Consider the following 14,000-nt stretch of genomic DNA (forward strand, 5'->3'; position numbering starts at 1 on the left):
AAGAACGGGAGGCAATATAACGTGTTTCAGCATATTACAGTGCTGCTGGAGGAAGCAGTTGAAGGTCTGGCAATAAAGCCGGACGGTATCTACGTCGATTGTACGCTTGGGGGAGCGGGACATAGTGAAAGGATCGCATCCAAGCTTGGCGATGGAGGACGGCTCATTGCTTTCGATCAGGACGATCTGGCGCTGGACAATGCGCGTGTGCGGCTGGCTCCCTATATGGATAAAGTCACATTAGTAAAAAGCAATTTTCGTTATCTCGAAGATGAGTTGAAAGGTTTGGGCGTTCCGATGAAAGACGGTTTGCCGCAAGTCGACGGCATACTGTTTGACCTTGGCGTATCCAGCCCGCAGCTGGATGAAGCCGATCGCGGCTTTAGCTACAACCACGATGCGCCGCTGGATATGCGGATGGACCGCGATACCGATTTGACAGCGGCAGAAATCGTCAACGAATGGGAAGAGCGGGAAATTTCCCGCATTTTATCGGTATACGGGGAAGAGAAGTTTTCCCGGCAGATCGCCCGAAACATCGTGCAGGCGCGCGCTAAAGCGCCGATTGAAACAACAGGAGAACTGGTCGAGCTGATCAAAACTGCGATACCGGCAGCTGCAAGACGGACAGGCCCGCATCCGGCGAAACGTTCGTTCCAAGCGCTCCGTATCGCGGTTAACGATGAACTTGGCGCAGAAGAAGATGCGCTGGAGCAGACGGTAAGATGCCTGGCCCCGGGCGGCAGAGCATCCGTCATTACATTTCATTCGCTGGAAGACCGCATTTGCAAGCAGGCATTTGCCAAGTACATTGAAAAATGCACATGCCCGCCTGATTTTCCGATGTGCGTCTGCGGTGCCAAAGGAACGCTTAAGCTGGTAAACCGCAAGCCGATTGTGCCAAGCGAGCAGGAATTGGAAATGAACCCGCGCGCGCGTTCCGCCAAGCTGCGCGTAGCGGAGAAACTATAACGGAGCGGGCAAATTGCTTGCGAAGCAGGCTTTTGCCCCGTACCTAATCCTTTAACGGATTAGGTATTACTTACAAAACCAAGCGAAATGCTTACGAAGCAGGCTTTTGTTCGTACCTAATCCTTTAACGGATTAGGTATTACTTACAAAACCAAGCAAAATGCTTACGAAGCAGGCTTTTGTTCGTACCTAATCCTTTAACGGATTAGGTATTACTTACAAAACCAAGCGAAATGCTTACGAAGCAGGCTTTTGTTCGTACCTAATCCTTTAACGGATTAGGTATTACTTACAAAACCTTAAGGAGGGTTATTAAACGATGGCTTATACAACAAACGGGAATTTGGCGATGCAGCCGAAGAAGAAGCCGGAGCAGCAGCCGGTCTACCGTGAAACCAAAAAGATTGTTGTCAAAAAGAATCCGCTTCCGACACGTGAGAAGCTGCTTTGGCTGTTCACGATTGTCGTGCTTGTTGTTGTAGCGGGGACTATTATTTTTCGTTACGCTCAAATCTATAATACGAATCTCGAAATCAAGCAATTAAAAAATGAGTATAATGCAGTTAATTTAGATATTAAAGAAATGCAAAAGCAAGTAGAGTCGCTTAGCGATCCGGACCGGATTACTGCTATTGCGAAATCGCAAGGAATGATCAGCTCGATGGACAGCGAGATTACAGTCGATCCGGATAAAGGCGGGGCTTCAGCAGCCGCGACGGGCAGCAGGTGATTGGCATGGGAACGGGAAAACGAATTAGAATGCGCACGCTGCTTTTTGGAGGGATAATGACCCTCCTTTTTGCTGTTTTAATCGGCCGTATTTTTTGGGTGCAGGTTGTGCGCGGCGACTTCTGGCTGCATAAAGCGGAAGCGCGCTGGTCGGCATCGGAGACGCTTAAGGCCAAACGGGGCAATATTACGGACCGCGATGGCAATATTCTTGCGATGGATACGCTGGCTTATACCGTGGCGGTAGAGCCGGACCGGATAAACAAGCTGGGCGATCAAGAGGAAGTCATTCAAGGGCTGCACAATATATTAAATAAGCCTGAGAACGAGATTGAAGCGCTTGTAACCGCCAAGGATGAGAACGGCAAATATTATGTGCAGCGTGAAGTGAGGCCGGAGGGCTGGAAGATCGACAAAACGACAGCCGACAAAATCACTGCTCTAAACGATCAGATTAAGGAAAAGACCGGACAAAAGGACAACGGTATTCTTTTAATCAACGATGAGAAACGTTATTACCCGAAACAAACGATGGCTTCACAGCTGCTTGGCTACATGAGCAAGGAAGGCCAGCCGATGACGGGCATTGAATCGTATTTCAATGACCAGCTCAAGGGCGAAAACGGGGAGTTCAAATATATGAAGGACGGCAAGCAGGTACAGCTGTCAAAAGGAGAGGTGGATTATACGCCGGCGAAGGACGGTCAAGATATTAAGCTTACGATCGACAGCATGATTCAGAACTACGTGGAGGAAGCCATTAAGGAGGTTTATGATAAATACCAGCCCAAAAGCATAACGGCGATTGCAGCTGACCCCAATACGATGGAAATTTTGGCGATGGCGAATATGCCAACGTACAATCCTAATGATTATTGGAATTATGGATTTGAAAACTATTATAACCATGCGACCAAATCGTTGTACGAGCCAGGTTCAACGTTTAAAATCGTGACGCTGGCCGCTTCGGTACAGGAAGGCTTGTTTAACCCGAATGCAACCTATCCTTCTGGCAGCATTCAGATTCCCGGGTCTAAGCCAATCCGGGACATTAATCGTAACGGATGGGGAACGATTACGTACTTGGAAGGGCTCAAACGGTCCAGTAATGTGGCGTTTGTCCGTCTGGAGCAGGCGCTTGGCGCGCAAAAGCTTCATGATTATGTCATGAATTTTGGTTTCGGACAAAAGACTGGTATCGCGCTTGGCAGCGAACTGGCAGGTAACGCAAATTTTAATGCCAAAAACGCTCGTGACAGCGCCTCTGCTGCGTTTGGCCAAGGCGTATCGGTTACGCCTATTCAGCAGGTCGCAGCAGTGGCTGCGGTCGCCAACGGCGGCAAGCTGCTGCAGCCGCAAATTGTGAAGGAAATTTATGACCCGAACACCAAAACAACGCAGAAATTTGAACCGAAGCTGGTGCGGCAGGTCATTTCGCCGGAAACGTCCAAGCAGGTGGGCGAATATTTGGAGCAGGTCGTGTCGGATGCAAAAATCGGCACAGGCCATGGCGCTTATATTGAGGGTTACCGGATTGCTGGCAAAACAGGTACGGCGCAAAAAGCGGTTAAAGGCGGAGGTGGCTATTCCGCCGATAAGTTTGTCGTTTCCTTTATTGGCTACGCGCCGGTCGAAAATCCTAAAATCGTCGTTTATATCGTCGTCGACGAGCCTAACGATTCAACGGCCGGCGGCGGTAAGGTGGCCGCTCCGGCTTTTCAGGAAATTATGTATAAAAGCTTGCGTTATATGGGGATAGCCCCAACAGTCACTCCAAATAAAGATGACGCCAATGCGAAGGAAGACAATATTACCGTTCCGGATGTATCGAATTTGACTGTTGCGAATGCGGAATCGAGGCTGAAGGACAAATCGCTTACGTATGAAGCGGTTGGCAAAGGCGATAAAGTGCTGCGCCAAATACCTGCTGCAGGTTCAGCTGTTCATGCTTCGCAAACGATTTATTTGATTACCGAGCAGCAGGATAAGCTGCAAATTCCGGATTTGAAGGGCGCTTCTTTGCGCGACGCAGTTGAAATGGCTTCCATTTTGGGTATCCGGCTTGAAACGCAAGGAGAAGGTTATGTCGTCAGCCAATCGGAAGACACTCCGAACGGCCAGCGGGTGTTAAAGCTGGTGCTGCAGCCGCTGGGAGGTCCCGACGAAGAGGACGCAGACACGGATGAATCCGGCAGTGCCGCCGGTGAAGAAGGAGGCGCCTCGGACGGTTCTGCTTCCGCCGATAACGGCGATTCCGGCAGTACAGGAGGATCTGCTGACAACGGCAGCTCCAGCAATGCCGACGGTACAGCCGATTCCGGGTCCTCCGGCAGCACGGCTGGCAACACAGCAGCGCCGCTAGACTAATGCTTGTTCTATCCCCCTCTTGTCCCGAATAGGCTGAGATTAAGCGCGTCCACGCGCGCTCTACTGCAGCAGAAGGCAGAGGAGGGGGAGAATGAAAGTTTCAGGTGTGACGGTGAGACGGCGGTTATTTGCCGCATTAATCATCGCGATAGTTGCGTTTCTTGCCTTAATCGTCCGGCTCGCCTATATTCAGCTTTGGCAAGGGGATGAAATATCGGCAAAAGCGGAGGATTCGTGGCGCAGGGATATTCCTTATATGGCCAAGCGCGGTGAAATTCAAGACCGCAATGGCGTCAAGCTTGCTTATAACGTCAGCTCGCCTACCGTTTGGGCGGTGACGGCGCAAATTAAGGACCGCCAGAAAACGGCGGCCGAGCTTGCTCCGATTTTGGACATGACTCCGGAAACCCTTCTAAAAAAAATAACGACCAAACAAATGCTTGTCGAGCTCAAGCCCGGAGGCCGCAAAATGACGCTCGCCAAAGCGCAGCAGGTAAAGAACCTTAATCTGCCCGGCATCGTTGTGGCGGAGGACAGCAAACGGTATTATCCGTTTGGCGATCTGGCTGCGCAGGTGCTTGGCTTTACCGGCATCGACAAAGGGCTCACCGGCGTAGAAGCTTCTTACAACAGCGAATTAACCGGTGTGCGCGGGAGTGTCTCCTTCCTGTCGGATGCCTCCGGCGGGACGATGCCGAATTCGTCCGATACGTATACGCCGCCCAAGGACGGCTTGACACTGCAGCTTACTCTGGACGAGAAAATCCAGGCTTCAATGGAGCGCGAGCTCGATCAGGCGATGACGGCGCTGCAGGCAGACGGGGCGATCGCCATTGCGATGGACCCGAACACCGGCGAAATATTGGGAATGGCCAGCCGGCCTACGTTTGACCCGGCCAATTATCAGGCTTCTCCACCCGAGGTCTACAACCGTGATTTGCCGATATGGATGACGTACGAGCCCGGTTCCACGTTCAAAATTATTACGCTGGCCGCGGCACTTGAGGAAAAAAAGGTCGATCTGAAACATGAAATGTTTTTTGATCCCGGCTCGGTTGAGGTTGGCGGCGCCAAGCTCCGCTGCTGGAAAAAGGGGGGCCACGGCAGCCAGACGTTTTTGCAGGTGGTCGAGAACTCCTGCAACCCCGGCTTCGTCATGCTCGGTCAGCGGCTGGGCAAAGACAAGCTGTTCCAGTACATTAATGCGTTTGGCTTCGGCAAAAAAACCGGCATTGATCTGGGCGGCGAAGAAAACGGCATTTTGTTCAAGCCTAGCCAGGTAGGTCCGGTCGAGCTGGCCACAACGGCGTTTGGCCAAGGCGTATCGGTAACGCCTATTCAGCAAATCACGGCCGTGTCCGCTGCAATCAACGGTGGGATCTTGTTTAAGCCTCACGTTGCCAAAGCGTTTATCAATCCCGACACTGGGGAGACGGTTAAGACGATTGAGCCCGAGGAGGTCCGGCAGGTCATCTCGGCGGATACGTCCAAGCAGGTCCGCGAAGCGCTGGAAAGCGTCGTCGCCAACGGGACCGGCGGCAATGCCTTTATCGACGGCTACCGTGTAGGCGGCAAAACCGGTACCGCGCAAAAGGTCATCAACGGCAGATATTCGCCGAACGAGCACATCGTATCGTTTATTGGATTTGCGCCGGCCAACGATCCGAAGGTCGTCATCTACGTTGCGGTCGACAATCCGCAAGGCATCCAGTTCGGCGGCGTTGTGGCGGCCCCAATCGTCAAAAGCATGATGACCGATGCGCTGCAAGTATTGGGCGTGCCGAAACAGGCGAACCAGATCGACAAAAAATATAAGCTGGGCGAAGCGCCGTATGTGACTGTGCCTAATCTGGTAGGCAAAACCGTGTCCGATATTTATGAGGATATGAACACGAATTTTAACTTGACAAGCGCAGGCTCCGGAGATACGGTTATTCGGCAAGCACCGGCGGCCGGGGAGCGTATGACGAAGGGTTCGACGATACGCATCTATTTAGGCGCCGGCGATGATACAATGCATTCGCATTGACTATAATGGTAAGGAATGGAATGTGCCGTTTGATTTGAAGGAGGAAATAGGTTTATGCAACTGAACGAACTGGCAAAGCTGCTCATTACGGCAAAATTAAAAGGCGACGGAGCTGTGTCCGTAACCGGCGTCGAAATCGACTCCCGCAAAGTGAAGCAGGGTGATCTGTTTATTTGCTTGCCCGGGCATACGGTAGACGGGCATGATTATGCGCCGCAGGCGATCGCAGGCGGAGCTGTCGCGCTTGTGACGGAGCGGGATCTTGGCGTCAGCGTGCCGCAATTGATCGTTAAGAACGCCAGGCTCGCCATGGCGGTTGTTGCGGACCGCTTTTACGGGCATCCAAGCCAGCATGTAAAATTAATTGGCGTTACCGGAACAAACGGTAAAACGACCACTACATATTTGATCGAAAAAATGTTGAACGACAACGGCCGTCCGGCCGGCGTAATCGGCACGATTGAAGCCCGTTACGCGGGTCAGGTGCTGCCGATGTCCGGCACGACGCCGGAAGCGCTTGGCCTGCAGCAGTATTTGTCGCTCATGCAGCAAGCGGGCACGGCATATTGCGCGATGGAGGTATCCTCTCATGCGCTGGAGCAAGGCCGTGTGAAAGGCTGCCGCTTCCGGACCGCGATCTTTACGAACCTGACGCAGGATCATCTGGATTACCACGGTACGATGGAAAAATATGCAGCGGCGAAGGAACTATTTTTCTCGCGGCTTGGCAATGATTATGCAGCCGATCCGGCTGAACGCTCTTACGCGGTGCTGAATGCGGATGATCCGGCGGCGGCTCAGTTTGCCCGGGCAACGGCGGCTGAAGTCATTACGTACGGCATTGACCATGAAGCGGACGTAAGTGCTGCCAACATCCGCATTACGGCGCAAGGCACTTCGTTTACGCTGCGCACGTTCCGCGGTGATACGGAACTGACGCTGCAAATGGTCGGCAAGTTTAACGTTTATAACGCGCTTGCTGCAATATGCGCTGCGCTGATTGAAGGCTTGCCGCTGGAACAAATCAAAGCGAGCCTCGAAGCCGTACCGGGCGTTCCGGGACGGGTGGAGTCGGTCAACGCCGGCCAGCCGTTTGCGGTCATCGTCGATTACGCCCATACGCCGGACGGCCTCGACAATGTGCTTAAAGCGGTGAAAGAGTTGTCTCCGAACCGGATATTGTGCGTCTTTGGCTGCGGCGGAGACCGCGACCGGACGAAACGGCCGCTAATGGGCAAAATCGCTGCCCGCTATTCGGATTACGTGCTTGTGACATCCGATAATCCGCGCACCGAAAACCCGGAGCTTATCCTGCAAGATATTAAAGCGGGTCTGGACGAAGACGGCGTCTCGGAAAATCGTTACGAGCTTATTGTGGACCGCCGCGCCGCAATTGAAAAAGCGGTTGAAATGGCAAGCCCGGGCGATGTAGTATTGATTGCGGGGAAAGGTCACGAAACATATCAAATTATCGGAACGGTAACGCATTCGTTTGATGATAGGCTTGTGGCGAAAGAAGCGATAAGGGGATTGTTACATTGATTAAACGCCGATTGGGACAAATTGCCCGCATGTGCGGGGGACAATGCGATGCGGCTTTTGCCGATATCGAAATTGCCGGCGTAGGCAAAGATTCACGCCAGGTGGAGGCGGGATCGCTGTACGTACCGATTGTAGGCGAGCGCTTTGACGGGCATGATTATGCCGCAGGCGCGCTGGCTGACGGTGCGGCGGCTTCGTTATGGCAGCAGGACAAGGCGGTGCCGGAGGAGCTGAAGGAAGCTCCTCTTGTATTCGTGGATGATCCGCTTGCCGCGCTTCAGCGGCTGGCTGCCGCTTACCGGAACGAGCTGCCGGTCAAGGTGATCGGCATCACGGGCAGCAACGGCAAAACAACAACAAAAGATATGGTCGCGGCGGTGCTGTCGGCGAAGTTCCGCGTTCATAAAACAGCCGGCAACCTGAACAACCATATCGGGCTGCCGCTTACGGTGCTTCAATTGGACGAGACGGTGGAGGCGGCTGTACTTGAGATGGGCATGAGCGGCTTCGGCGAAATCGAGCTGCTGACCCGGATTGCGCAGCCGGATATTGCGGTCATTACCAATATCGGCGACGCGCATCTGCTCCAGCTTGGTTCGCGCGAAGGCATCACACAAGCGAAGCTGGAAATAACGGCCGGCCTGCGAGAAGACGGCCTGCTGCTGTTTAACGGCGATGAGCCGCTGCTTCATGCCGGCTTGCAGAAGACGGTGCTGCCGCAAGGCGTCCGGACGGCCACTTTCGGTCTGTCGGAGCAAAATGACTGGTCGCCCGCACAAATTGAAGTGGAAGCTGCAGCCTCATCGTTCTCTGTACGCGAATCGGATAATTGGCATTATGCGCCTGCCGTTCACATTCCGGTGCCCGGCAAGCATAATGTATCGAATGCGCTGGCTGCGATAGCGGTCGCCCGGAGCCTTGGCGTCCCGGAGCCGGATATCGCCAAAGCGCTTCAAGCCGGCTTGACGCTGACCGGTATGCGCATTCAGCCGGTTGCCGCTTTCAACGGCGCCATGATTCTGAATGATGCCTATAACGCCAACCCTACGGCTGTCAGGGCTGCGGTTGATCTTGTCGGACAACTGTCCGGTTTCCGCCGCAAGTGGGTTGTGCTGGGCGATATGCTGGAGCTTGGCCCGGACGAAGATGCGCTGCACCGGGAAATCGGCGAATACGTTACGCCTGACAAAGCGGATGCGCTGCTGGCGTTCGGCCCATTGTCGAAGCATACCGCCGATGCGGCAAAACCGCTGTTTGCGGGCAAGGATCAGAGCCTGATCCGCCATTTCGAAGACCAGGAAGAGCTTGCAGGCTTTCTTCGCAGTGAGCTTCAAGCGGAAGATCTGGTTTTGGTGAAAGGCTCCCGCGGCATGCGGATGGAGAAAATTGTTCACGTTTTGGAAGCGAGGTAATGAAAATGGACATGATGGTCATCTTTTTCTCAATCGGGGCTTCCTTCCTGCTAGCGGTATTGCTCGGACCATTGTTCATCCCGCTTCTAAGGCGGTTAAAGTTTGGTCAGCAAATTCGCACGGAAGGCCCGCAAAGCCATTTGAAGAAAAAAGGGACGCCAACGATGGGCGGCATTATTATTATGCTGGCCATGCTTGTGGCGTTTCTGAAATTTTCCGACAAGACGGACGACTTCTGGGTGCTGCTGATCGCTTCGCTTGGTTTTGGCCTTATCGGATTTTTGGACGATTATATTAAAATCGTATTTAAACGTTCGCTTGGGTTAACAGCCCGCCAAAAGCTGATCGGACAGCTCGTATTTTCGATTGCGGTATGCTGCCTTCTGTACAATATGCACCACAGCACGGAAATTACGGTTCCCGGAACAAGCTACGGTTTTGACCTTGGCTGGCTCTATTATCCGTTTGTAGTTATCATTTTGTTTGCGACAAGCAATGCCGTCAATTTTACGGATGGCGTGGACGGACTGTTGTCCGGTACAAGCGCGATTGCGTTTGGCGCCTTTGCCATTATTGCGCTGCATGTGTCGGCGAACGAATCCGCCGTTTTCTCGGCGGCAATGATCGGCGCGGTGTTAGGGTTTCTCGTGTTCAACGCCCATCCCGCCAAAGTGTTTATGGGCGACACCGGTTCGCTTGGCATCGGCGGGGGTATTGCGGCGGTAGCGATTTTGACGAAAACGGAGCTGCTGCTCATTATAATCGGCGGGATATTCGTTCTGGAGATGTTATCTGTTATTTTGCAGGTCGGTTCGTTTAAGCTGAGAGGCAAGCGGATATTTAAAATGAGCCCGATTCATCACCATTTCGAAATTTCCGGCTGGTCCGAATGGCGTGTCGTTACGACATTCTGGTCGGTCGGCCTCGTATTTGCAGTCGTTGGCCTAGCCCTCGGCAAGTTTTTGTAAGAACATGGGGAAGGGACAGCTTGGCACACAAGCCTGTCCCTTCCGCTATGCCTGCCGCTATGCACAGCTGTATGGCCGGATGTGACAGCTTTCCAGGCATTCGCGCCGGCCAACGAACCGGCGGCATAAGCCCCATGCACGGGCTGTCGCCCCCCTGTTGAACCAAATGTCCTTTCCTGTCACGAAAATAAATGCAGGCGTTCTCCTCATCCGCTGTGACAGCGGTACGCTTGTGAACCGAACAAGTATGCTTAGAAGGGGTTGTCCATCATGAATCACCCGGCTTCCTACCGGAATAAACGCGTTGTAGTATTGGGTTTGGCAAGGAGCGGTGTCAGCGTAGCAAAGGTATTTCACGCTTTGGGCGCAGACGTCACCGTCAATGATAAAAAAGAACGTGAACAGTGTCCCGAAGCGGATGAACTTGTCGCTTTGGGCATTTCTGTACTATGCGGCTATCATCCGGACGATCTGGTTACCGCGGAAACGGCGCTGCTGGTGAAAAACCCCGGCATTCCGTATACGGCGGAGCCGGTACAGCAGGCGCTCCGCCACGGGGTGGAAATCGTTACGGAAGTAGAGGTTGCTTATCATCTGTCACCGGCGCCGATTATCGGCATTACCGGCTCCAACGGTAAAACAACGACCACGACCTGGACCGGCAAAATATTGGAAGAGGCCGGGCTGAACCCGATTGTCGCCGGCAATATCGGCCGCCCGCTTTGCGAAGCCGCACAGGAAGCAGACGCGTTGAACTGGATTGTCGCCGAGCTGAGCAGCTTCCAGTTAAAAGGGACAACCTTCTTCCGCCCGCGTGTCAGCGTGCTCTTGAACTTGGCGGAAACGCATCTCGACTATCACGGCGGCATGGACGATTATATCGCGTCCAAAGCGAAGCTGTTTGCCAATCAGACGGCGGAGGATACCGCCGTATTGAACTGGGACGACGCCGTATGCCGCCAGCTTGCAGGCAGCCTTGCGGCGAAGCTGTTCCCGTTCTCGTTGTACGAACGGCTGGAGCAGGGCGTCTTCATCGACCCGCCGTTCCCGGCACCGGGCACGGAAGATTCGCATCCGGATGCGGAACGCCGCATTGTAGTACGTGACAGAGGTTCAGAAACCGTTATGCTGCCGGTTCATAAGCTTGGCCTTCCGGGCCGCCACAACGCAGCGAATGCGATTGCGGCGATTGCGGCCTGTTACGCGGCGGGAGCCCAGCCGCAGCAAATGCTGGATGCGCTTCGCGAATTCCGCGGCGTAGAGCACCGGCTTGAATTTGTAAGGGAGACGGGCGGCGTATCGTATTACAACGATTCGAAAGCGACGAACGCAACGGCAACAACGATGTCTGTCGGCTCGCTGAAAGCCCCGATCGTGCTTGTCGCCGGCGGGCTGGACCGCGGCTCCGACTATATGGAGCTGCTGCCTGTATTCCAAAGCCGGGTCAAGGCGCTTGTCGCGCTTGGCCAAACCAGGGAGAAGCTGGCGAAGGTTGCGGCTCTGGCAGGTTTACAGCAGGTCGTTATCGTCGAACCTAAAGAGGACGCCGAAGCGACCTTGAAGGAAGCGGTACTGCAGGCTGCGCGTCTCGCGGAACCGGGAGATGCGGTACTGCTGTCACCGGCTTGCGCAAGCTGGGATATGTTTGAATCGTTTGAACAGCGGGGAAGCATTTTTAAGCAATCGGCGCATACCTTGTAAGTAGGGGGCTTGTCCCTACTTTGCAACGCTTAAAGAGGTGTGTTTGCTATGGCCAAAGGCAGGTCCGCCCGGACGTGTGGATGCTGGTTTCGATCGGATTAATACTTGCGATCGGGCTTATTATGGTTTACAGCGCAAGCGCTGTGCTTGCCTTTCATGATTACGGCGACCGGTTTTATTTTGTCAAAAGGCAGCTGCTGTTCGCCGGACTCGGCGTAGGCGCGCTGTTTTTTACGATGAATATCAGCTATACCGTCTGGCAAAAGTGGTCAAAGCTGTTCCTGATCATTTGCTTTGTTTTGCTTATCATCGTACTGATCCCCGGCATCGGGGTTGTCCGGGGCGGCGCCCGGAGCTGGCTTGGGATCAGCTCCTTCGGAATTCAGCCGTCCGAATTTATGAAGCTGGCCATGGTGCTTTTTTTGTCCAAATGGCTGTCGGAGAAGCAGCAGAACATTACGCAGTTCACACGCGGGCTGCTGCCGCCGCTTGGCCTTGTGCTGCTGGCGTTTGGCCTTATCATGATGCAGCCGGACCTCGGCTCCGGCACGGTCATGGTAGGCGCTTCGCTTATATTGATCTATACGGCAGGCGCCCGGATACGCCATCTGGCTTCACTAGGGCTGCTAGGCGCTGCCGGTCTGGTTGGCCTGATATTAGCGGCTCCTTACCGGCTGAAGCGGATTACCGCCTTTCTGGACCCGTGGTCCGATCCGCTTGGCTCCGGCTATCAGATCATTCAATCGCTGTACGCGATTGGGCCGGGCGGGCTTGTCGGTCTGGGACTTGGCATGAGCCGGCAAAAGTACAGCTATTTGCCGGAGCCGCAAACGGACTTTATTTTTTCCATCGTGTCCGAAGAGCTTGGCTTTATCGGAGCTTCGGCGCTGATTCTATTATTTTTAATTTTAATATGGCGAGGCATCCGCACGGCGATTGCAGCTCCCGATACGTTCGGCAGCCTGCTGGCCGTAGGCATTACCGGCATTATCGGCGTACAGGTGCTGATTAATATAGGCGTGGTCATCGGCATGATGCCGGTGACGGGCATTACGCTGCCGCTTGTCAGCTACGGCGGCTCTTCATTGACGCTGCTGCTGACTGCGCTTGGCATTTTATTGAACATATCCCGCTACTCGAGGTGACTTTTTTACATGCGTATCGTATTAACAGGCGGCGGCACAGGCGGGCATATTTATCCCGCCGTCGCCATCGGCAAACAGATGGCGAAGGACGAGCCTGGAACCGAGCTTTTATATATCGGCACGGAGAAAGGGCTGGAGAGCCGTATCGTGCCGCAGCTTGGCATTCCGTTTGAATCGATTCATATTACGGGCTTCCGGCGGAAGCTTTCCTTTGAGAATGTCAAGACAGTCGCCCGTTTTCTGAAGGGCGTCCAGCGCTCCAAACGGCTGCTGGAGAAGTTTAAGCCGGATGTCGTTGTAGGAACCGGCGGTTATGTATGCGGCCCGGTCGTTTACGCTGCAGCGAAGCTGGGCATTCCGACTTTTATCCATGAGCAAAATGCGGTTCCAGGATTAACCAATCAATTTTTGGCCCGCTATGCCGATACAGTAGGGGTAAGCTTCCGCGAGGCGGAAACGTTGTTTCCGAAGGCGAAGCGGACGGTGTTTACCGGCAATCCGGTTGCAACAGCGGTGATGAACGCCGCGTCTGGTAAAGGGAAGGGCCTTGCTTCGCTGGGATTGCCGGAAGGAAGCAAAGTAGTGCTCGCTGTCGGCGGAAGCCGGGGGCGAAAGCGATAAACGATGCGATGGTCGACATGGCGCCGAAGCTCGGCAGGCTGCCTGACGTCCATTTTGTGTTTGTTACGGGCGAATCCTACTATGAAGCGACCAAAGAACGGATTCGGCCATCCGGAGCACTGGAGTCGGAACAGCTGAAGCTTGTACCCTATTTGCACAATATGGCGGAAGTGCTGGTGGACAGCGAGCTGCTTGTCGGCCGCTCCGGCGCATCCTCGCTTGCAGAGGTGACGGCTATCGGGCTCCCGGCGATTCTTATTCCTTCTCCGAATGTAACCAACAACCACCAGGAGGCGAATGCCCGCAGTCTTGCGGCTGGCGGCGCAGCCGAAATTATTCTGGAGAAAGAGTTGTCCGGCGAGCTGCTGCTGGAACGCATCGGCGCGATCATGGGCGATGAAAGCCGCAAAAAACAGATGGGCGAAGCGGCATTGAGGCTGGGGATGCCGGACTCGGCCGAAGCCATCGCTGCGGAGCTGCGGCGGCTGACAGGCGGGCGTACCCGTTAAAATCT

Annotated in this window: 9 protein-coding genes and 1 pseudogene; all 10 read left to right on the forward strand. The window is 54.1% G+C overall.

All coding sequences use genetic code 11. The features are described from left to right. Positions 1 to 21 precede the first annotated feature (21 nt). Positions 22 to 972: a 16S rRNA (cytosine(1402)-N(4))-methyltransferase RsmH gene (gene rsmH / locus ET464_RS02475; RefSeq protein WP_208543889.1), complete on the forward strand. Its 951-nt coding sequence runs from the start codon at positions 22 to 24 to the stop codon at positions 970 to 972. A 319-nt stretch (positions 973 to 1,291) separates the two neighbouring features. Continuing rightward, positions 1,292 to 1,702 carry a cell division protein FtsL gene (ftsL, locus tag ET464_RS02480; protein WP_129437963.1) on the forward strand — a complete coding sequence of 137 codons (411 nt, stop codon included), beginning with the start codon at positions 1,292 to 1,294 and terminating at the stop codon, positions 1,700 to 1,702. Between the two features lie 56 nt (positions 1,703 to 1,758). Then, complete coding sequence (locus tag ET464_RS02485; RefSeq protein WP_244226639.1) at positions 1,759 to 4,068, forward strand: PASTA domain-containing penicillin-binding protein; 2,310 nt, start codon at positions 1,759 to 1,761, stop codon at positions 4,066 to 4,068. 91 nt (positions 4,069 to 4,159) lie between these two features. After that, a complete protein-coding gene (locus tag ET464_RS02490; RefSeq protein ID WP_129437967.1) occupies positions 4,160 to 6,097 on the forward strand; it encodes a stage V sporulation protein D in 1,938 nt (645 codons plus the stop codon). Positions 6,098 to 6,151: 54 nt separating this feature from the next. Next, a complete protein-coding gene (locus ET464_RS02495; RefSeq protein WP_129437969.1) occupies positions 6,152 to 7,639 on the forward strand; it encodes a UDP-N-acetylmuramoyl-L-alanyl-D-glutamate--2,6-diaminopimelate ligase in 1,488 nt (495 codons plus the stop codon). Continuing rightward, positions 7,636 to 9,051 (forward strand): UDP-N-acetylmuramoyl-tripeptide--D-alanyl-D-alanine ligase, encoded by a 1,416-nt coding sequence (locus ET464_RS02500; protein ID WP_129437971.1) that lies wholly within the window; start codon positions 7,636 to 7,638, stop codon positions 9,049 to 9,051. The genes ET464_RS02495 and ET464_RS02500 overlap by 4 nt, the downstream gene beginning before the upstream one ends. 5 nt (positions 9,052 to 9,056) lie before the next feature. Next, positions 9,057 to 10,019: a phospho-N-acetylmuramoyl-pentapeptide-transferase gene (gene mraY / locus ET464_RS02505; protein WP_129444006.1), complete on the forward strand. Its 963-nt coding sequence runs from the start codon at positions 9,057 to 9,059 to the stop codon at positions 10,017 to 10,019. 270 nt (positions 10,020 to 10,289) lie between these two features. Further along, positions 10,290 to 11,720, forward strand: a complete 1,431-nt coding sequence (gene murD / locus ET464_RS02510) for a UDP-N-acetylmuramoyl-L-alanine--D-glutamate ligase (protein WP_129437973.1) — start codon at positions 10,290 to 10,292, stop codon at positions 11,718 to 11,720. 80 nt (positions 11,721 to 11,800) lie between these two features. Next, complete coding sequence (spoVE, locus tag ET464_RS02515; RefSeq protein ID WP_129444008.1) at positions 11,801 to 12,865, forward strand: stage V sporulation protein E; 1,065 nt, start codon at positions 11,801 to 11,803, stop codon at positions 12,863 to 12,865. 9 nt (positions 12,866 to 12,874) lie between these two features. Further along, positions 12,875 to 13,995: pseudogene (gene murG / locus ET464_RS02520) on the forward strand (undecaprenyldiphospho-muramoylpentapeptide beta-N-acetylglucosaminyltransferase). Positions 13,996 to 14,000: the final 5 nt, after the last annotated feature.

Origin of the sequence: Paenibacillus protaetiae (assembly GCF_004135365.1) — a bacterium.
In the GTDB taxonomy this organism is placed as follows: Bacteria; Bacillota; Bacilli; order Paenibacillales; family Paenibacillaceae; genus Paenibacillus_AP; species Paenibacillus_AP protaetiae.

What these genes read in the sequence shown, in the direction of transcription:
- ftsL (WP_129437963.1), top strand. Translation starts at nt 1,292, where the DNA reads ATGGCTTATACAACAAACGGGAATTTGGCGATGCAGCCGAAGAAGAAG.
- ET464_RS02485 (WP_244226639.1), top strand. Translation starts at nt 1,759, where the DNA reads ATGACCCTCCTTTTTGCTGTTTTAATCGGCCGTATTTTTTGGGTGCAG.
- ET464_RS02490 (WP_129437967.1), top strand. Translation starts at nt 4,160, where the DNA reads ATGAAAGTTTCAGGTGTGACGGTGAGACGGCGGTTATTTGCCGCATTA.
- ET464_RS02495 (WP_129437969.1), top strand. Translation starts at nt 6,152, where the DNA reads ATGCAACTGAACGAACTGGCAAAGCTGCTCATTACGGCAAAATTAAAA.
- mraY (WP_129444006.1), top strand. Translation starts at nt 9,057, where the DNA reads ATGGACATGATGGTCATCTTTTTCTCAATCGGGGCTTCCTTCCTGCTA.
- murD (WP_129437973.1), top strand. Translation starts at nt 10,290, where the DNA reads ATGAATCACCCGGCTTCCTACCGGAATAAACGCGTTGTAGTATTGGGT.
- spoVE (WP_129444008.1), top strand. Translation starts at nt 11,801, where the DNA reads ATGCTGGTTTCGATCGGATTAATACTTGCGATCGGGCTTATTATGGTT.